Origin of the sequence: Desulfobacula sp., from assembly GCF_030611305.1 — a bacterium.
Taxonomy (GTDB): domain Bacteria; phylum Desulfobacterota; class Desulfobacteria; order Desulfobacterales; family Desulfobacteraceae; genus Desulfobacula.
The window spans coordinates 1-18,592 of sequence record NZ_JAUWQB010000068.1 but is presented as its reverse complement, the minus strand read 5'-3'; the positions used below and the strand labels follow the sequence as shown (position 1 = coordinate 18,592).

Below are 18,592 nucleotides of genomic sequence, written 5' to 3'. Positions count from 1 at the left end.
TGCTATTTCCCTATAATTTTTCCAGCTCAACACCTTTGCTGCTGTCCTTTTATAATTTTTTAAGCCGCCATATATTAAAAATAAATTTTCTTTTGAAAGCCTACTCAAATTTCCAAAATACTTTAACCCTTTAAAGAAATCGGAATTGATTGTTTCTCCGGATTTGATTTCAATCGCTTTTAGATTTTCTCCTTCTTCAAGCAGCAAATCAATCTCATGACCTGTGTTATCTCTCCAAAAAAAAGCATTGGGAACTAAACCTTTATGATAGCGCATTTTGATATACTCCATAACGATAAATGATTCGAATATGAATCCGCGAAGATAGTGAGAATTCAATTGAACCTGGCTCTGAATGTCAAGCAGAGAACATAATAAACCGGTATCAAAAAAATAAAGTTTACTCTGTTTTACCAAGCGCTTGTTAAAGTTTTTATAATGAGGCTTTAAAAGATAAACAATAAAGCTGGCTTCAAGGATCGATATCCACGAAGAAACTGTTTTATAATTTATACCTAACTCGTTTCCAATACTCGAAAAATTAATCAGTTGTCCTGTCCTTCCAGCACATAATTTAATAAATCTTTGGAAAGTGCTGAGGTTGCCAATATTTTTTATGCTTCTGACATCACGTTCAATGTAAGTCTGGATATAGGAAGGGTAATAATCCTGCGGTTGAATGTCTCTGTCATAGAGGACAGGATATGACCCGGTAAAAAGAATTTTATCCAGATTTTCCTGAATAAATCCTGCTTGATCAAGTTCACAGAGGCCAAATGGCATCAAACGAAACACTGCAACTCTGCCTGCAAGAGATTGAGTGATTTTTTCCAGCAGGAGAAAATTCTGAGAGCCTGTCAAAATGAATTTTCCCATCTGTTTAGACTCATCAACAATACCTTGAAGATAAGAAAAGAGTTCGGGAAGCTTTTGGGCCTCATCAATAATTACGCCTGTTGATGAAAATGCCTTTAAAAAACGTAATGGATCTTCCTGAACTGCATGTAGATCATTTAGATTTTCCAGATTGATATATTCATAGTCAGGAAATAGCCAACGTACAAGGGTCGTCTTCCCTGATTGCCTGGGGCCGGTTAGGGTAATCACCGGAAAACTCTTTGTCATTGACAATATTTTTTTGCTTAAGGATCTTTCTATCATTTTACATCAGTCTCTTTCCAAACGTTAAATAATATCGCCATCATGCCCTTACGATTCAGGAATGTCAATCCTAAATTGTAAGGGCATGCCTTTTTTATTTTTATTCAACGTACATCCAGAGCAACCATTAATTTTACTGGGAGGGATATAAATATCATGGATAAAAAACAAGTCCAACTCTATTAATATGCTCTATCAGGTCAGGATTAGATATTTGATTGAATATGGAAATATCAAAAGTGTAGGGTAAAAGTAAATCGTCTATTTCCAATTCGACTGCGTGTATAAGAGATAGCGTTAAATCTTCGCCTGTTAGTGAAAGATCAATATCCGAGCCTGTTTTATAGTTACCTTTGGCTCTTGAGCCGTATATAATTGCTTTTTCAATTTGTGGATACCTTGCAAAAATATAATTTACCTGTTTGATTATGTCATTTTTCAGCCCGAATTTCATTTTCCGCTTTGTGCTTTTTCTTTTAACAAAATAAATGTTTCCTGTAGTTTAAGAAATTCATTGTAATAAATATTGCTGATATCTTTTGCAATTTCATCTGCAGTATCTTCATTATAGGTATGTGATGTCAAGGTTCTGCCTTTTATCATTTTCATCCATATATCACCATTAACGATTAGTCCTCGTTTAAAAGCCATCCGAATAGCATCCCGGCTTCCCTGAATACCTGTTTCACCCTGATTTTCATAAAAATCTTTAATTGTATTCCAGGCCAACTCGTAATTATATTCAAAAGATTGGATCAAGCCTTGTTGTTCAAGTTCCGACAACTCCCCTTTTTCAATAAATTTTGTAAGCTGTTTAAAAGCTTTACTGAAATTATTGAATCTCTGAATCCATCTAATATCTATTGTTGACATACTTAATCCTCAATATTCTGCTTTGTCATTGAGTGCATGAACTATGAGAACACGAGCTCCGACCTGTTCAGAAACGTTAATTGAGCGTGCAAGCGCATCCTTGAGTAGCCCTTGACCAATGCCTGCTCCCTGACAGCGGTGATCTACAGCCAGGCGGCCAAGGATATCGGCGAACTCAATCTTCCCATGGCGCCTTGCTGGCCAGAAGCCTTTTAACAGCTTTGTTTTCAGTCAACGGTACATCTAGAGCAGCCTCAAATGCATTAAATGATTCTATCTCCAGTCAAAAAGTGTTGTCTACACAAAAACCATATGTAATCGTATTGCTATTGTCAACACGAATATTTTGCGAAAAGCATAGAAATGTTTGTTTGAAGCAGGGAAAGAGGAAAAGAGGGAAAGAAATGGTATCTTGCATATTGAAAATAAGTTTTGATTTAGTCGACAGAGTCTGTTTTATCAAGGCGGTAACGCATAGATCTTAAACTTAAATTTAAATAATTGGCGGCCTTGCTTTTGTTGCCGCCTGAAATTTCCATGGCTTTTTTAAGATAAGCCTGTTCAATGGTTGACAGGATTTCATCCAGATCCACACCCTGCTCAACATCGGCAAGATCAAAACGTCTTCCTTTTATGCCCTCAATCCATCTGCGCCTTTTGTGTGTGGAAATGGTCAGGCTTTCAGGTAAAATAATGTTTGTGGATGAGAGTGCCACACTTCGTTCGATTAAATTCTCAAGTTCCCTGACATTGCCGGGAAAACTGTATTTATTTAAAAAATCAACTGCATAGGAAGACAGCTTTACAATATCTTTCCCCATTTCTTTAGAACATTTTTCAACAAAATGCCTGGATAAAAGGGCTACATCCCCTTTTCTATCCCTTAACGGCGGGACCTTAATGGGAATAACATTGAGTCTGAAAAAAAGATCTTCTCTAAAATTTCCCTCAATAACTTCCTGGTCAAGATTTTTATTGGTGGCAGAGATAATCCTGACATCCACCTCGATTTCTTTTGTCCCCCCCACGGGTTTAAATGAGGTCTCCTGCACAGCCCGCAACAGCTTGACCTGTAAAACGGGAGACAATTCGCCGATTTCATCAAGAAAAATAGTGCCTTGATCGGCTGCCTCAAAAAGCCCCTGTTTGTCCCTGATAGCTCCTGTAAAGGAGCCTTTGACATGACCGAAAAATTCACTCTCTATTAACGTATCCGGGATACCACCGCAATTGACAACCACAAAAGGGTTGTCCCCCCGGTCTGAATTTTCATGGATAGCCTTTGCAATCAACTCCTTTCCGGTGCCACTCTCTCCGGTAATCAAAACATTGATCTTTGTCGGGCCGATCTGTTCAATTTTTTTGTAAATAGCCTGCATTCCAGGACTTCTCCCGATAATCCTGTTAAAATGCATATTATCCTTAATCTCTGTTGAGGTACGCTCTTTTTCCTGCTCAAGGGTCTTTAATTCAAGGGCTTTTTGGATGGTCTGCTTTAATTCAATATTATCAAAGGGTTTGGGGACAAAATCATAAGCCCCCTCATTCATGGCCTCAACAGCAATTTCTGTCGTGGAATAAGCGGATATCATGATAATAACAGTGTCTGTATTCTTCTTTTTAGCCTCCTTTAAAACTTCCAGGCCCGTAATGTCACCAAGGCGAATATCAGACAGAATAAGATCATAATCATTTTTTTGAATCATCTTTAACGCCTGTTTGCCATTTTTAGCATCCGACACCTTATATCCTTCTTTGGACAATAAGACCTCAAGAAGCTCGCGCATGCTTATTTCATCATCGACCACAAGAATACTGTGCGTTTCATTTATCATTTTAGATAAACAACCTTACCATTTACCATGGTTAAAAATGTACTTCCCTTGACTTTAAGGCCGGCAAAAGGCGTATTTTTACTTTTGGATTTAAATGTTGCAGGATCAATTTCATAGGTATGCCCAGGATCGATAATGGTCAAATCCGCAATATTCCCCGGGCGTATGTCGTTTTTGATCCCAATGATTTTTGCCGGATGCTTTGCCATTTTGTTTACAAGTTCTGCCATGGTTAAAAAACCATCGTGGACCAGTTTTAAGGATAGTGATAATGAAGTTTCCAATCCGACAATGCCAAAGGCTGCCCTGTCAAATTCAACATCTTTTTCTATTATACTGTGAGGTGCATGATCTGATGCAATCAGATCGATTGTGCCATCAACAAGCCCTTGAATAACGGCCTGACGATCCTCTTCGGAACGTAATGGAGGATTCATTTTAAAATTGGTATTATAATCTTTTACGTCTTCATCTGTTAATGTAAAATAATGCGGTGCCGTCTCACAGGTAATTTTCACCCCTCTTTTTTTTGCCTGGCGGATGGCTTCCACTGATTCTTTGGTACTGATATGGCAAAAATGAACAGGTGCACCCGTGAGCTCCGAAAGTGCAATGTCTCTTACAACCATTATGCTCTCGGCTGCGTTAGGGATTCCTTTTATTCCCCAGAATGTAGCAAAAAAACCTTCATTCATGGACCCGCCATCGGCTATACTTAATTCTTCTGCATGAACAAAGACCGGAATATCCAGGCCCTTGCAATATTCCAATGCCCGCCGCATAAGGTTTGAGTTTTCAAGTGGTTTCCCATCATCGGTTACAGCGACAATCCCGGCCTGTTGCATGTCATATATTTCAGCCAGCGTGTTTCCCATTGATCCCTGTGTTATTGCCCCGGTTGGATATACTTTTGAAAGCCCAAGTTCATTTGCACAATTGATAATAAACTTAGTCACTTGGCTGTTATCGTTCACCGGATTTGTGTTGGGCATGGAACAGATTGCTGTAAACCCGCCTTTGGCCGCAGCCATAAGCCCTGTTTCAATGGTTTCCTTATATTCCTGTCCCGGTTCTCTCAAATGGACATGAATATCAATCAGCCCGGGAACAACAATCATTCCTCGGGCATCAATTATTTCAATATCGGTCCTGGTTTCATTCTCTTTCGAATCAAAAATCGGATCAACAATGGCTTCTATAAGATGATTTTTGATGATGATATCCTTATTATCATCAATATTTCCCGGGTCGAGAAGGCGCGCCCCTTTAATCCGAATCCGCATGTCTGCTACCTCCTGCTACCAGATAAAACAATGCCATCCGCAAGGCAACGCCATTGGTAACCTGTTCTAAAATCATGGAACTATCAGAGTCTGCAACATCGCTTGATATTTCAACTCCCCTGTTCATGGGCCCGGGATGCATGACAATAACATCTTTTTTTGCCAGATTCAGCCGGGCCTTGTTCAACCCGAAAAGTGTTGCATATTCCCTTTCTGTCGGAAAAAGAATGTTGTCCTGCCTTTCTTTCTGAATTCTAAGCATCATGATGACATCCGCCCCTTCAATACAGGTTTCCATATTGGGGGATACTATGCATCCCAAACTTTCTATTCCCATGGGAATCATGGTTTTGGGAGCACAAATACAAACATTGGCGCCCATTTTGGAAAACCCTGTAATATCAGATCGAGCAACCCTTGAATGGGCAATATCCCCAATAATAGAAATGTTCAGCCCTTCAATTTTTCCTTTTTTTTCCCTGACACTCATCATGTCCAGCAGCGCCTGGGAAGGGTGTGCATGAATCCCGTCCCCGGCGTTAATGACCGAAGAATTTACACGTTTAGCAATTAAATGAGGGGCTCCGGAAGATGGGTGCCGTAAGACAATGACGTCCGGCTTCATTGCTTCAAGGTTCTTGGCCGTATCGATCAGTGTCTCACCTTTCACAATACTGGAAGAACTCTTTGAAATGGAAATACTGTCTGCAGAAAGCCTTTTGGCGGCAGTATCAAAGGAAAGCTTTGTTCTTGTTGAGGGTTCCTGGAAAAAAAGGACTATGGTTTTGCCCCTTAACGTGGGTACTTTTTTTACAGGTCGTTCTGAAATTTCTTTCATCCCTTGGGCTGTATCGAGAATCATTGAAATTTCACGGGGTTCAAGAGATTCGATATCAAGAATATCTTTTTTTGTAAACCGCATTGTTACACCCTTATATTAATAAATCACCGATTCTATTCCATCTTACTCCAAACTTATTTTTATTCCATGACCAGTAAATAATAAATGCTTCACCTTTGACCGCCTTTAGATCAACAAACCCCCAGAACCTGCTGTCATGACTGTTGTCCCTGTTATCACCCATCACAAATAATTTGTTTTCAGGGACTCTGATTTTTCTTAAATTATCCCTTGGGCTCACCATTGCCGAGTATATCTTGCTGCTTTTATAAACGGCATACTTCTCGCCTTCAACCAGGTTATCATTTACATAGATCTTTTTGTCAATAATTTCCAGAGTGTCTCCCCCTCCGGCAATCACTCGTTTAATAAAATCTTTGGAAGGATCTTCAGGATACTCGAATACAACAATATCACCCTTTTCAGGATTCTTCACAGGAATGAGGGTTTTACCATCCGTAAATGGAATCTTTACGCCGTATATAAATTTATTAACAAGAATCTGGTCTCCGATTTGAAGCGTTTCCAGCATGGAACCGGATGGAATCTTAAATGCCTGAACTAAAAATGTTCTGATAAACATGGCAATAACAATTGCTATAATGATTGCTTCTGTATTTTCCCGCAAAGAACTCTTGGCTTTCTTTCCTGCCATTATTTATATCCTTATCGCTTAATCTAATAGAACATGTGCTGAGGTTGACCTAAAAAGAACTTTGCCTTCTGTATTGATTGTTTCAGAATATCAGCTATTTTTCGTGCCTTGACCATGCTGGATAAAGGAACCGTTGGAATTTTTTTGCCTTTGATCATGATCGAACCGCTTTTCAGCTCTGCATAGCTGACTTGCCCGTAGGATTTTGAAATGCCTTCCGGATAGTCATATCCATAATCAACGATCTGGGTAAACACCTGATCATCTGAAACCGATGTAAATTTAAGAATTTCCTCATTTAAAATCGGGATTGGAATACCAAAACCGATTGACAGCGAGCATCCGTATCCTCGAATACTTTGCCCCACAAGCCACTCGGGAGACATTTCCTTTAAATCCCCAATTACGGAAAGGGTTCCTGCGGGTGTAACCGGCACACCGTTCAATCCTCTTTCAACATCTTTTTTGTGCTGGGTACCGGTCCATGTTACATACCCTTGTGCTCCCCCTAAAAAAATTCGAGTTCCAACACCGATGGTTTTCAAATAAGGGTCATTCAACAAGGGGCTGAGTTCACCTGATGTTGAATAATTAGCATTTCCCATGTCTGATTTTAATGTCCCCATATAGGTATATTTTATCTTATCGGATTTATTGATTGCGCAATTATAGTTTTGATAGGCATTACGAGGATTACACAACATGGCATTGGGCAAATCTTTTAATGTGACAAGCTTTTCTATTTTCCGATTGGGGTAACAGTCCGTACCATAGCTTTCTGCTCTTATATGAACTTGTTTTCCGGCAACCAGATCCTGGATCACATGGCCACCGCCATAATTGAATTCACCGGGATGGCGTTTATTTAACGGATCATCTTCACAGGTCTGGGTTGCACCCAGATAACAATCCACTGCTGCCACACCTGAATACGCCTCTACATTATTAAACCAGGTTTTCGTTGTCCTGACCAGGGGTTTGGACTGACCGATATTGATAAAAACCCCTGAAGAACACATGGGTGCAAATGTTCCGGTTGTCACTACATCAATTTTTTTAGCCGCTTCAACAACACCCTCTTTTTTTGCAATGTCGATAATTTCTTCTGCAGTAACAACCACAGCGTCGCCGGCAGCAATTTTTTTGTTTATCTGTTCAATTGTTTTATTAACTTTATACCCACTCATAACAAACCTTTGCTATCATTGATTTGGCACCTGCTTCACAAAATCTATTTTTGATGTAATGTTATTTTTAATCCATGAATTATCCCACCATTCTACCGGGTTTACAAAAACATTGTGAACAATCATTGAAAAATGGAGATGGTCACCGCCGGCAAGACCTGTCATACCGGTGAAGCCGATATCATCACCCCTTTTAACCATATCTCCCTTGGTTACTGAAATCTGGCTTAAATGCGAATAAAGGCTGCAAAGCCCAAACCCGTGATCAATCATTATCGTATTACCGAATATGCCTATAAACTGTGCAAAAACCACTCTGCCTGAATTACCAGCTTTCACAGGAGCATTAGCTGTTGATGCAAGATCAACCCCTAAGTGTACTGCCCTGTCAATCTCTTTGCCTTTATACTTATAAATCCGCCGATCAGCAAATCCGGCCCTTCTGGCAGACCCCCTGAGTCTTAAAAACCGGCCGTCCCAGTATTTTTTATTTTCCGTAATCCGGGGAACGCTTAATATAGTTTCAACATTATTCTTTCTGACCTCGCCGTTAATATATAAGAACTTTTTAAGCAGGGGATTTTTAGATTCCTGGAAAGACCCATTCTTGGTACCCACATCAAAATCAGGCATCTTCAGCCCTAAAAACCGGTCAGAAATATTCAAAACATCTGTTTTAAAATTTTTATCCCTTATATAGTGATAAAATCCTCTCTTTGTAATATTTCCTGCCAGATCTTCGGCAACAACAGATATCTGACTGCCCGGACCCTGCATGTGGTTTAATGCAAAAAAAGCAGTATAAATATTTTTGTTCTCAAAAAGACCGGAATGGCCCGGAAAAAAATTATCCCCCACTTTGACACCACTTTTTATGTTTTCCTCAAACAGCTTGTAAATAACGAGGGCGGTACCACTTCGCTGGATATTGTGACGTTTGGTTAAGACACTTACCCTAGGGGGCTTTGAATCAATAATTACCTTTTTTTCAATATAGAAAATATTGCCCTTGTTCCACCCTCTCCATGAATAGTCGGACGCTATTATCCGAATGACGGCTTCACCATCTGTCATTCCATATTTCCAGGACTCAACCGGAATGATAAAAGAATCTTTTATAGTCTTGACGTCTGACAACAAGTCTAAAAAACCTGAGGATTCATATTGTTTTTTGAGCAAAACCTTTTCTTTGCCCTTCTGTATGATCGATACTATGATTTTGCGAAGGCCGGTTTTATGGTCCGTAATATCAAGAGACATCTCATAGGATTTTTTCAAATATAGAGAGGGTAATTTAATATCAACAACAGGTTTTTTGCCTTCAAATTTATAAACAAGTACCCAAATAATTGGAACGAAAACAACGAGAAACAGAACCAGGGAAACAACTCTTTTCATCAATAATACCTATTTTTTCAGATGGTTAGTAGATATTTAAGCAAAATTACAGTAAAATAGCAGCTATGGTCGAACTTATCAAGCAATTTTGTATTCTTGACTTTTTTGCCCTCAAAATATAATTTAGCCTCAAAATACTTCTATTTAGGATTCATTTATGAATAATTTCTTCTTTAATTTAACAGACAAACCCGAACCCGTTTTTTTCCTTATTGCAGGCCCCTGTGTTATTGAAAATTATGAAACAACTTTTCTTATTGCAAATCATTTGAAAAAGATTACTGATCTGCTTTATATACCCTTTATTTTCAAAGCATCCTTTGATAAAGCAAACCGGACATCAATTCAATCTTTCAGGGGACCAGGGTTTGATAAAGGTCTCGATATTCTTAACTCTATTAAAAAAGATTTGAAGATTCCGGTTATTTCGGACATCCACTTACCTGACCAGGCTCAAAAGGCAGCAAAAGTTCTGGATATCATTCAAATACCGGCTTTTCTTTGCAGGCAAACTGATTTAATTCTGGCGGCATGCGATACAGGAAAACCTGTTAACATCAAAAAAGGTCAATTTTTATCCCCCCTGGAATGCAATAATATTCTTAACAAGACAAAAGAATCCGGCAATACAAATATCTGTATTACCGAAAGAGGGTCATCATTCGGGTATAATAATCTTGTAGTGGACTTTCGATCCATACCCATTATTAAAAATTTAGGTGTGCCCGTCGTCTTTGATGCGACACACAGTGTTCAGCTCCCGGGAGGCGCTATTGATTCTTCGGCCGGAGAAAAGCAGTTTGTCCCTACTTTATCAAAAGCGGCCATTGCCGCAGGCGCTGACGGGTTATTTATTGAAACCCATCCGGAACCTGAAAAAGCCCTGTGCGACGGACCCAATTCTCTTGCCTTAAACGATATGGAAGCGCTTTTATCCACCCTTCTGGCCATCAAAAAAGCGGTTGGATAAATCATATGAAACCCGACCTTGCAAATATTGAACTTTTACTGCTGGATGTGGATGGTGTGTTAACTGACGGAAGCATCACCTATTCAGACTCAGGAGAACAGATAAAAAGTTTTCATTCAAGGGATGGCCTTGGCATGAGGCTTCTAATGGATGCAGGGATAGGAGTTGGTATTATCACCGGCCGCAAATCAAAGGCCTTGGAATACAGATGTGAAAATCTTGGCATAACCTTGTTGTTTGACGGTATCAGGGACAAATCAAAAGCCCTTGACAAAATTATCTCCCGGACAGGAATAGCGGCAAAAAAAATGGCGTTTGTCGGAGATGATCTGATGGATCTGCCTGTAATGAAAAAAGTGGGGATTTCTTTTTGTGTTTCCGACGCCCCTGAAGATATTAAAAATCATTGTGACATTACTACTTGTCAACCAGGAGGCCATGGAGCGGTCAGAGAAATATGTGAAAGCATTCTGAAAGCAAAAGGATTATGGGACGCTATCCTTGATAAATACTTATCATGACACACTCTTTAAAACAAAAACTGACCTACCCTTTAATCGGATTATTGATATTGATGATTATTATCATCAGCGGCTTTTTTTATTTTGACAAGTTGCTCTCCAAACCTGTGCAACTTCATGATATTAAAATAGATACTAAAGCCGCCTTGAAGTTGAACGTTTTAAAGCAGATTTCAAAAAAAAACGGAATAAAAGAATGGGAGTTGGAAGCCGCCTCTGCTACTCTCTTAAAAGATGAAAACAAGGCGGTACTCATTAGTGTATCAATCATTTTTTTTACAAAAGACAATAAAAAAGTTTGCTTAACGTCTGAAAAAGGCATTCTCAACACAAAAACCCATGACATGATATTTTCAGACAATGTTATTGTAACGTATGAAACTTCTGTTCTGAGAACCGATAAGTTGCATTATAATAAAAAAGCACATATAATATATTCCGACACTCACGTGAAGCTTGAAAAGCAAAATTCTGTCATTGAAGCAGATTCAATGACAATAGATTTGAATGACAATTATACAATTTTAAAGGGGCATGTCAGGGGAAATTTCAGTGAAGACTTCAATATTATGTAAATCAACATCTAAATTTTTGTTTTCTCTTATTCTTATTTGTTCTGTATTTCTGTTAAAAACAAATAATGTCTGTTCTCAAACCCAAACCGAGGCCAACAAGGCGCCCCTTCATGTTATATCCGATAAAATGATTGCACAAAAAGACGCGTCAATGGTTGAATTTATCGGAAATGTCAAGGCCACAAGACTTGATTCGATTGTGTTTGCAGATTCCATCAAACTTTATTTTGTTGATGACAAAACCGATAAAGATAGTTCTGCTCAAAGCAATGTAAAAAAAATTGTTTCAACCGGAAATGTCAGATACACGGCTGGAGAACGAAAGGCATTTGCCGATAAAGCGGTCTATACAACCCATGACGAGATACTGGTTCTTACAGGTAAATCCCCTAAATTAATAACCGGTTCAAGTTTTGTAACCGGAAAAAAAATTACTCTTTTTAGAAATCAAGAGAAGGTAATAGTGGAAAGTGACGGTACAAAAAGAGTTGAAGCGTTTTTTAATCCCGAAGATAATATCACTGATAAACAATAATGACACAACTTGTACTAAAAAATCTTATAAAAATCTATGATGGCAAAAAAGTTGTAGACACTGTCAGCCTTACAGTGAAACAGGGTGAAGTAACAGGTCTTCTAGGACCAAACGGGGCCGGCAAAACAACAACGTTTTATATGGCAGTGGGGTTGATCAAGCCTGATGGCGGTACAGTTCTGATAGATAAAGAAGATATCGCTCAATACCCAATGTATATCCGGGCTCGAAAAGGAATTGGCTATCTTCCCCAGGAATCAAGCATTTTCAAAAAGCTGACGGTTAAACAGAATATCACCGCCATACTTGAAGTTTTGCCTAACCTGAAGGTCACACGTAAAAATAATTTTAATATTGAACAAAAAGCCATGAATCTGATGAGAGAACTCGGCATCAAGGATCTTGCCAATCAGAAAGCAAATTCTCTTTCCGGGGGAGAGAGACGGCGCCTTGAAATTTCAAGAGTACTTGCGACCGATCCCTTATTTATTCTTCTGGATGAACCCTTTGCAGGTATAGATCCTTTGGCCGTCATTGATATCCAGCAAATAATTTATCAGTTGACTCAAAAGGGAATCGGCGTTTTAATATCAGATCATAATGTGAGAGAAACCCTTGGAGTTTGTGATAATGCTTTTATTATGAACCAGGGGAAGGTTATTGAATCAGGAAACCCTGATAAAATCATTTCAAGTGAAATAGCTAAAAAAATTTATTTGGGAGAAAATTTCAAACTATAACATGGAACTTGGATTACAACAAAGTCTAATATTAACTCAACAGCTTGTCATGACGCCTCAGCTTCAGCAGGCAATCAAGTTGCTCCAGCTGTCTCGCATTGAACTTGCTGAAATGATTCAAGAGGAAATGGAACAAAACCCTGCACTGGAAGAAGCAGAAACAGAAGAACTATCTGATAATAAAATTACAGCACAGGAAAGTGAAACTGAAACTGCTTCTCCTGAAAAAGAAAGCCCCGTAAAAGAAGTCACCATTGAAGAAAAAGTAAAACCTGACACGGACTGGGAAAATTATATTAATGAATATAATTCCACCGGAAGAGTCTATACGGAATCAGAAAATACCGAAGCACCTAATTTCGAAGCGTTTGTTTCTGAAAAAAAAACCCTGAAAGACCATCTTCAATGGCAGTTGAGGCTCTATGGACTCAATGAAGAAGAAAAAAAAATCGGTATAATGATTATCGGCAATCTGAACAGAGACGGTTACCTTTGCAGTGATGTTGAAGAAATTGCGCTGGCTTGCAGCTCGGATATAGAATTTGTTGAAGATATCCTTTCAATTCTTCAAACGTTTGATCCGCCTGGTGTTTGTGCCAGAGATCTTTGTGAGACCTTGCTTATTCAGGTACAGCAACTCGGCATTGACAACCCCATTATCACTGAAATTATAAAAAATCATTTGAAAAACCTTGAAAACAGAAACAGTAAAAAAATTGCAAAAGCATTAAAAATATCAGTAAATGATGTCAGGGTGGCAGTTAAAATCATACAATATCTTGAGCCCAAACCCGGTCGAAAATTTTCAACGGATAACTCTGCCTATATTACACCTGATATATATATTTACAAACATGACGATGGTTTTAAAATTGTTATGAATGATGATGGACTGCCGAAGCTGAAAATCAATCGATTTTATAAGGATGCTATTGCCAATGGCCGCAAAATATCAAAGGATACAAAAAATTACCTTAATGAAAAAATGCAGTCTGCATCCTGGCTCATTAAAAGTATTCACCAGCGCCAGAAAACAATATACCTTGTCATGGAAAGTATTCTTAAATTCCAGAGGAGATTTTTTGAAAAAGGTATTGCATATCTAAGACCATTAATTCTAAAGGATATCGCGGAAGATATTGAGATGCATGAATCCACGATCAGTCGTGTGACAACCAATAAATATGCCTACACACCCCAGGGACTCTTTGAATTGAAATACTTTTTTAACTCTTCAATCGAACGAACCGGCGGAGAATCCATGGCATCGGCAAGTGTAAAGGACAGGATAAGACTGCTGATAGAGAACGAAGACCATGAAAGTCCTTTAAGCGATGAAAAACTAGCCGGCATTCTTCAGGATTCAAATATTCAGATAGCCAGGCGAACTGTTGCTAAATACAGGAAAGTACTTAATATACTTCCTTCTAATAAACGTAAACAACTTTAGGGAGGTTTTTATGCAAACAACAGTTACTTTTAAAAAGATTGACCCCTCAAGTTCCTTAAAATCTTATGTCCAAAAAAAGCTGGATAAATTTGATAAGATTTTGGACAGCCCTGCTGAAGCATATGTCGTGCTGTCAGTTGAAAAAATCAGGCATATAGCCGAAATCACACTGACGTGTGACAGATTAAAAATTCATGCCAGGGAAAATTCCGAAAGTATGTATTCATCCATTGATGCGCTGATGGATAAGATAAAATCCCAAATTAAAAAAAATAAAGAAAAAATTAAGCGGCATATGTCGGGAAAAAAGCAGAGTATTAAGAATGAATCCGTACAATTAGATTTTCCGGAAGGATTTTCGGAAAATCCGATGACAGATCAAATTATTGTTGAAACAATTGACTATAAACCCATGGATATTGAAGATGCGGCTATTGAATTAAATTCAGGCAAACAATCATTTTTTGTTTTCAACAATGCCCGAACAGAGCAACTCAATGTTCTATATAAACACAAGAATGGTAGGCTGGGATTAATCCAGCCCAGAGGATAATTTATTAAATGAGAATCAGCCAGCTTCTTGATAAAGGTTCTATTATTGCAAACCTTAAAGCCAGTGACAAAAAAGGGGTGATCGATGAACTTGCCGGTGTGGTTTCCACAACGACAAAAGCATCCACAAAAGAAATTGCCACCGTTCTCATGGAAAGAGAGCAGTTAGGCAGTACGGGTATTGGTGGCGGGATTGCTATTCCCCATGGCAAACTTGACTTGGTGAGATCTATTATTGTTGGTTTCGGGCTTAGCCGCGAAGGGGTTGAATATGAATCACTTGACGACAAACCGGTCCACATTTTTTTCCTGTTACTGACCCCGGAAAACTCTACCGGTGGCCACCTTAAGGTTTTAGCCCAAATTTCCAAACTTTTGAAAATGGATCAATTCAAAAAAAAACTAGCAACTGCAAAATCTGTTGATGATATATACGATATCATCATGGAGCAGGATGAAGACTTTTAACCTGAAGGTCAAACATAAGTAGAATGCAAAAGGTTTATATCATAACCGGTCTTTCCGGGTCTGGAAAAACAACGGCCATTCAAGCATTTGAAGATGCTTTGTTTTACTGTGTCGATAATATGCCCATCGAACTTTTGCCAAGATTTCTGGATCTGCCGCTAAAAGATAACCCGGAAGTTAAGGGACTTGCGGTTGTGATGGACATGAGGAGTAAAAACTTTATATCAAATTATGCACCGGGTATTTGTTCACTTGAGAATTCAGGCATATCTCCTCAAATTATATTTCTTGAAGCAAATATTGATACCCTGTTAAAAAGATTTAGCCAAACCAGACGTCAACATCCTGTTTCAAGCGAAAAAAGCCTTTTGGACAATATTAAACTGGAAAAAAAAATGATGTTGCCCATAAAACAAACAGCACAGCACATTATTAATACAACAGGCTTAAATGTTCATCAGCTTAAAACCGGGATTCTTGATCTGATTCATGATGGAGATAAATCCATCAGCTTAACAAAAATAAATATTATCTCGTTTGGATTTAAACATGGAATTCCAAATGAGGCCGATCTTGTTATGGATGTGAGATTCTTAATCAATCCGTATTTTATACCGGAACTTAAAAATCAGGATGGAGAATCTAAGGCTGTTAAACAATTTATATTATCAAACAATGAAACCCAGGCTTTTCTTGAAAAGTATTTGAACCTTCTTGATTATTTAATCCCTTTATACAAAAGAGAAAATAAGGCGTATTTGACATTTGCCATCGGATGTACCGGGGGCAGACATAGAAGTGTGGCCATTGCAAGAAGTATTTTTGAACATCTTAATAAAAAAGGGCTCAATCCCGGTCTGATCCACAGAGATATTGACAGGGATGTAAAACAAACATGATAGGTATACTATTAGTCACTCATGCAAACTTAGGAAGTACTTTAATTGAAACGGTTGAATTTATTTTAGGCAAAAGCCAGGACAACCTGTTTTCCGTTTCGATTAATATCCAGGAAGATCCAAACAGCTTAAGAAAAAAAATTAAGAAGGGAATCTCAAAAGTCAAAACAGATAATGGTGTTATTATCTTAACAGATATGTTTGGCGGAACTCCTTCAAATTTAAGCTATTCTTTCTTAGAAGAAGGACAGATCGAAGTAATTTCCGGTGTAAATCTTCCTATTCTTTTAAAAGCGGTTACTGCAAGATCGAAAATGGATATGGATACATTAACCTTATCCCTTGTCGAGCATGGGAAAAAAAGCATATCTCTTGCCAGCGGAATTTTAAAAGGAACAAAAAGGGTATAAAAAATTTTGTTCCAGTAAACCAAAGGAAACTACCAATGACTATCAAATTAGGTATTAATGGATTTGGCAGAATCGGCAGAATGGTCTTTCGTGCAGCATTAAACAATCCGAATGTGGAAATAACGGCAATAAACGACCTGACTGACACAAAAACCATAGCACATCTTCTTAAATATGACTCTGTTCACGGAATCCTCGAACTCACAGTGTCTGCAAACGAAGACTCAATTATTGTTGACAATAAAACTATCAAAGTCACAGCCTTTAAAGATCCAGGACAAATTCCATGGAAAGCTGCGAATGTGGATATTGTCTGCGAATGTACGGGCTTTTTCAGAAATCGTGATGGTGCATCCAAACATTTTGACGGGGGAGCAAAAAAAGTTCTTATTTCTGCGCCTGCCGGCAGTCCGGACATTACCATTGTGATGGGTGTAAACCATGAGATGTATGATCCGGCATCTCACAACATCATTTCAAACGCTTCCTGTACAACCAACTGCCTTGCTCCTGTTGCAAAGGTTTTGCTTGATAATTTTGGAATTGTCGCAGGAATGATGACGACCATTCATTCCTACACTGGTGATCAGCGCATCCTTGATTTTCCCCATAAAGATTTGAGAAGAGCCAGGGCTGCCGGCCTTTCAATGATTCCGACGACGACCGGCGCGGCAAAAGCCGTATCATTAGTGCTCCCCGAGCTTGAAGGCAAACTCAATGGGCTATCCATCCGGGTACCAACCCCCAATGTTTCCCTAGTTGATTTTGTGGTGGTGACCGAGAAAGACGATCTTGTAAAAGAAGATGTGAATAAAGCTTTGGAAAAAGCATCCAATGAAAATCTTAAGGATATATTAGGATTTTGCAATATTCCCCTGGTGTCCATTGATTTCAACTCAAATCCGCTTTCCTCAATTGTTGATGCGGGGTGTACGGATGTCATTAACGGTAACATGGTAAAAATCTATTCATGGTATGACAATGAAGCAGGTTATTCCAACAGAATGATTGATCTTGCAGTCATGATCGGAAAATCTTTATAATAGATCAGGAGGCATAAAATGAGCAGAATCCCCTTAATTGCCGGCAACTGGAAAATGTACAAAACCGGACCTGAAGCAGTTGAAACAGCTATGGCTCTGGCACAACTCTGTTCAGATATCCACGGTGTCGAGGTCATGATAGCACCGACATTCCTTTCTCTGCCCCTGGTTGCAGCATCAATTGAAAATACCAATGTAAAAATCGGAGCCCAAAATCTCTATTTTAAAGAAGAGGGTGCGTTCACTGGTGAAGTCTCAGCAGATATGATTAAAGCTGCCGGTGCGGAATATGTTATCATTGGTCATTCCGAAAGAAGACAGCACTTTGGCGAAACCGATTCTTCGGTCTGTAAAAAAATTAAATCTGCAATAAAGTCGGGCTTAAAACCTGTTTTATGTATTGGAGAAACCGAAAGCCAAAGAGCCGATGAAAAAACATTTTTGATACTTGACAAACAGGTGTCAGATGGGTTAAAAGGCTTTGGTCTTGATGAACTTGCACATTTAGTGCTTGCGTATGAACCTGTATGGGCGATCGGCACAGGAAAAACAGCTGGCGTTGATCAGGTAAGGCAAGTTCATCAATATCTGCGTTCTTCGCTTGAGAGGTTGTTTTCAAAGGACTTTTCCAATCAGACGCGAATATTGTATGGTGGTTCAGTCAATCCGGAGAATGCAAAAGACTTAATGGGTATTAAGGATGTTGACGGAGCTCTTGTTGGTGGAGCAAGCCTTGATGCAAATAAATTTATTAACATTATAAAATATAATAAATAATCGATATGACAAATTTAGTAGTCGCATTACATGTTACAGTTTGCATCTTATTAATTCTGATTGTATTGCTTCAAAGTGGAAAAGGCGCGGAGATGGGAATTTCTCTTGGTGGCGGAGCAGGCCAGACACTTTTTGGTGCTACGGGTCCTGCAACCATACTGACTAAAATTACAACAGCCGTTGCCATTATTTTTATGGTAACATCTTTTACTTTGGCTTACATGTCAGGCCATAAGTCAGACACATCAGTGATGAAGGAAAACACTACACCGGTTGAGCAGACGACCGAATAAGACATCGGTAAAAACCTAATGCCGAAGTGGTGGAATAGGTAGACACGCACGCTTGAGGGGCGTGTG

22 protein-coding genes are annotated in these 18,592 nt (G+C 38.9%); 13 read left to right on the top strand and 9 right to left on the bottom strand.

Annotated features, from left to right (window positions below; genetic code table 11):
* The 9 genes from QAI40_RS12670 to QAI40_RS12630 form a co-directional block, all read right to left on the bottom strand.
* On the bottom strand, positions 1–1,161 hold a 1,161-nt coding region (locus QAI40_RS12670), incomplete at its 3' end, for an ATP-binding protein (protein WP_304511656.1).
* A 154-nt stretch (positions 1,162–1,315) separates the two neighbouring features.
* Complete coding sequence (locus tag QAI40_RS12665) at positions 1,316–1,615, bottom strand: nucleotidyltransferase domain-containing protein (RefSeq protein ID WP_299978207.1); 300 nt, start codon at positions 1,613–1,615, stop codon at positions 1,316–1,318.
* Positions 1,612–2,034 carry a nucleotidyltransferase substrate binding protein gene (locus QAI40_RS12660; RefSeq protein WP_299978210.1) on the bottom strand — a complete coding sequence of 141 codons (423 nt, stop codon included), beginning with the start codon at positions 2,032–2,034 and terminating at the stop codon, positions 1,612–1,614. The genes QAI40_RS12665 and QAI40_RS12660 overlap by 4 nt, the downstream gene beginning before the upstream one ends.
* Before the next feature lie 437 nt (positions 2,035–2,471).
* Positions 2,472–3,869: a sigma-54-dependent transcriptional regulator gene (locus tag QAI40_RS12655; RefSeq protein WP_299978213.1), complete on the bottom strand. Its 1,398-nt coding sequence runs from the start codon at positions 3,867–3,869 to the stop codon at positions 2,472–2,474.
* Positions 3,866–5,152, bottom strand: coding sequence for a dihydroorotase (locus QAI40_RS12650; protein WP_299978216.1), 1,287 nt, complete (start codon positions 5,150–5,152; stop codon positions 3,866–3,868). The genes QAI40_RS12655 and QAI40_RS12650 overlap by 4 nt, the downstream gene beginning before the upstream one ends.
* Entirely contained in the window at positions 5,136–6,074 is a 939-nt protein-coding gene (locus QAI40_RS12645) for an aspartate carbamoyltransferase catalytic subunit (RefSeq protein ID WP_299978219.1), read from the bottom strand. The genes QAI40_RS12650 and QAI40_RS12645 overlap by 17 nt, the downstream gene beginning before the upstream one ends.
* 10 nt (positions 6,075–6,084) lie before the next feature.
* Entirely contained in the window at positions 6,085–6,708 is a 624-nt protein-coding gene (gene lepB / locus QAI40_RS12640) for a signal peptidase I (RefSeq protein ID WP_299978222.1), read from the bottom strand.
* Between the two features lie 23 nt (positions 6,709–6,731).
* Positions 6,732–7,895 carry a homocysteine biosynthesis protein gene (locus QAI40_RS12635; protein ID WP_299978225.1) on the bottom strand — a complete coding sequence of 388 codons (1,164 nt, stop codon included), beginning with the start codon at positions 7,893–7,895 and terminating at the stop codon, positions 6,732–6,734.
* Positions 7,896–7,910: 15 nt separating this feature from the next.
* On the bottom strand, positions 7,911–9,293 hold the full coding sequence (locus QAI40_RS12630; RefSeq protein WP_299978227.1) for a M23 family metallopeptidase: 1,383 nt from the start codon (positions 9,291–9,293) through the stop codon (positions 7,911–7,913).
* A 157-nt stretch (positions 9,294–9,450) separates the two neighbouring features.
* On the opposite strand from QAI40_RS12630, the gene kdsA reads away from it, so the two are divergent.
* Genes kdsA through secG form a run of 13 tightly spaced genes read left to right on the top strand, consistent with a single transcriptional unit; the run spans position 9,451 to position 18,526 of the window.
* Entirely contained in the window at positions 9,451–10,263 is an 813-nt protein-coding gene (gene kdsA, locus QAI40_RS12625) for a 3-deoxy-8-phosphooctulonate synthase (protein ID WP_299978230.1), read from the top strand.
* Between the two features lie 5 nt (positions 10,264–10,268).
* Positions 10,269–10,784: a KdsC family phosphatase gene (locus QAI40_RS12620; protein ID WP_299978233.1), complete on the top strand. Its 516-nt coding sequence runs from the start codon at positions 10,269–10,271 to the stop codon at positions 10,782–10,784.
* Positions 10,781–11,359: an LPS export ABC transporter periplasmic protein LptC gene (lptC, locus tag QAI40_RS12615; protein WP_299978236.1), complete on the top strand. Its 579-nt coding sequence runs from the start codon at positions 10,781–10,783 to the stop codon at positions 11,357–11,359. The genes QAI40_RS12620 and lptC overlap by 4 nt, the downstream gene beginning before the upstream one ends.
* The gene (locus tag QAI40_RS12610; RefSeq protein WP_299978238.1) at positions 11,337–11,894 is read left to right on the top strand and encodes an LptA/OstA family protein; all 558 of its coding nucleotides are present in this window, start codon (positions 11,337–11,339) and stop codon (positions 11,892–11,894) included. The genes lptC and QAI40_RS12610 overlap by 23 nt, the downstream gene beginning before the upstream one ends.
* Complete coding sequence (gene lptB, locus QAI40_RS12605; RefSeq protein ID WP_299978241.1) at positions 11,894–12,634, top strand: LPS export ABC transporter ATP-binding protein; 741 nt, start codon at positions 11,894–11,896, stop codon at positions 12,632–12,634. Before QAI40_RS12610 ends, lptB begins: the two co-directional genes overlap by 1 nt.
* 1 nt (position 12,635) lies before the next feature.
* Positions 12,636–14,084 carry an RNA polymerase factor sigma-54 gene (gene rpoN, locus QAI40_RS12600; RefSeq protein ID WP_299978244.1) on the top strand — a complete coding sequence of 483 codons (1,449 nt, stop codon included), beginning with the start codon at positions 12,636–12,638 and terminating at the stop codon, positions 14,082–14,084.
* A gap of 10 nt (positions 14,085–14,094) precedes the next feature.
* Positions 14,095–14,637, top strand: a complete 543-nt coding sequence (gene hpf, locus QAI40_RS12595) for a ribosome hibernation-promoting factor, HPF/YfiA family (protein ID WP_299978247.1) — start codon at positions 14,095–14,097, stop codon at positions 14,635–14,637.
* Between the two features lie 8 nt (positions 14,638–14,645).
* Positions 14,646–15,104, top strand: coding sequence for a PTS sugar transporter subunit IIA (locus QAI40_RS12590; RefSeq protein ID WP_299978250.1), 459 nt, complete (start codon positions 14,646–14,648; stop codon positions 15,102–15,104).
* Positions 15,105–15,127: 23 nt separating this feature from the next.
* Complete coding sequence (gene rapZ / locus QAI40_RS12585) at positions 15,128–16,003, top strand: RNase adapter RapZ (RefSeq protein ID WP_299978253.1); 876 nt, start codon at positions 15,128–15,130, stop codon at positions 16,001–16,003.
* On the top strand, positions 16,000–16,413 hold the full coding sequence (locus QAI40_RS12580) for a PTS sugar transporter subunit IIA (RefSeq protein ID WP_299978256.1): 414 nt from the start codon (positions 16,000–16,002) through the stop codon (positions 16,411–16,413). Before rapZ ends, QAI40_RS12580 begins: the two co-directional genes overlap by 4 nt.
* Positions 16,414–16,448: 35 nt before the next feature.
* Positions 16,449–17,456, top strand: a complete 1,008-nt coding sequence (gap, locus tag QAI40_RS12575) for a type I glyceraldehyde-3-phosphate dehydrogenase (protein WP_299978259.1) — start codon at positions 16,449–16,451, stop codon at positions 17,454–17,456.
* Between the two features lie 18 nt (positions 17,457–17,474).
* Positions 17,475–18,233, top strand: a complete 759-nt coding sequence (tpiA, locus tag QAI40_RS12570) for a triose-phosphate isomerase (RefSeq protein ID WP_299978262.1) — start codon at positions 17,475–17,477, stop codon at positions 18,231–18,233.
* 5 nt (positions 18,234–18,238) lie between these two features.
* Positions 18,239–18,526, top strand: a complete 288-nt coding sequence (gene secG / locus QAI40_RS12565; protein ID WP_299978265.1) for a preprotein translocase subunit SecG — start codon at positions 18,239–18,241, stop codon at positions 18,524–18,526.
* Positions 18,527–18,592: the final 66 nt, after the last annotated feature.

Excerpts from the sequence above, each read along its gene's own strand:
- QAI40_RS12665 (WP_299978207.1), bottom strand. The coding sequence starts at position 1,615 with ATGAAATTCGGGCTGAAAAATGACATAATCAAACAGGTAAATTATATT.
- QAI40_RS12660 (WP_299978210.1), bottom strand. The coding sequence starts at position 2,034 with ATGTCAACAATAGATATTAGATGGATTCAGAGATTCAATAATTTCAGT.
- QAI40_RS12655 (WP_299978213.1), bottom strand. The coding sequence starts at position 3,869 with ATGATAAATGAAACGCACAGTATTCTTGTGGTCGATGATGAAATAAGC.
- QAI40_RS12650 (WP_299978216.1), bottom strand. The coding sequence starts at position 5,152 with ATGCGGATTCGGATTAAAGGGGCGCGCCTTCTCGACCCGGGAAATATT.
- QAI40_RS12645 (WP_299978219.1), bottom strand. The coding sequence starts at position 6,074 with ATGCGGTTTACAAAAAAAGATATTCTTGATATCGAATCTCTTGAACCC.
- lepB (WP_299978222.1), bottom strand. The coding sequence starts at position 6,708 with ATGGCAGGAAAGAAAGCCAAGAGTTCTTTGCGGGAAAATACAGAAGCA.
- QAI40_RS12635 (WP_299978225.1), bottom strand. The coding sequence starts at position 7,895 with ATGAGTGGGTATAAAGTTAATAAAACAATTGAACAGATAAACAAAAAA.
- QAI40_RS12630 (WP_299978227.1), bottom strand. The coding sequence starts at position 9,293 with ATGAAAAGAGTTGTTTCCCTGGTTCTGTTTCTCGTTGTTTTCGTTCCA.
- kdsA (WP_299978230.1), top strand. The coding sequence starts at position 9,451 with ATGAATAATTTCTTCTTTAATTTAACAGACAAACCCGAACCCGTTTTT.
- QAI40_RS12620 (WP_299978233.1), top strand. The coding sequence starts at position 10,269 with ATGAAACCCGACCTTGCAAATATTGAACTTTTACTGCTGGATGTGGAT.
- lptC (WP_299978236.1), top strand. The coding sequence starts at position 10,781 with ATGACACACTCTTTAAAACAAAAACTGACCTACCCTTTAATCGGATTA.
- lptB (WP_299978241.1), top strand. The coding sequence starts at position 11,894 with ATGACACAACTTGTACTAAAAAATCTTATAAAAATCTATGATGGCAAA.
- rpoN (WP_299978244.1), top strand. The coding sequence starts at position 12,636 with ATGGAACTTGGATTACAACAAAGTCTAATATTAACTCAACAGCTTGTC.
- hpf (WP_299978247.1), top strand. The coding sequence starts at position 14,095 with ATGCAAACAACAGTTACTTTTAAAAAGATTGACCCCTCAAGTTCCTTA.
- QAI40_RS12590 (WP_299978250.1), top strand. The coding sequence starts at position 14,646 with ATGAGAATCAGCCAGCTTCTTGATAAAGGTTCTATTATTGCAAACCTT.
- rapZ (WP_299978253.1), top strand. The coding sequence starts at position 15,128 with ATGCAAAAGGTTTATATCATAACCGGTCTTTCCGGGTCTGGAAAAACA.
- QAI40_RS12580 (WP_299978256.1), top strand. The coding sequence starts at position 16,000 with ATGATAGGTATACTATTAGTCACTCATGCAAACTTAGGAAGTACTTTA.
- gap (WP_299978259.1), top strand. The coding sequence starts at position 16,449 with ATGACTATCAAATTAGGTATTAATGGATTTGGCAGAATCGGCAGAATG.
- tpiA (WP_299978262.1), top strand. The coding sequence starts at position 17,475 with ATGAGCAGAATCCCCTTAATTGCCGGCAACTGGAAAATGTACAAAACC.
- secG (WP_299978265.1), top strand. The coding sequence starts at position 18,239 with ATGACAAATTTAGTAGTCGCATTACATGTTACAGTTTGCATCTTATTA.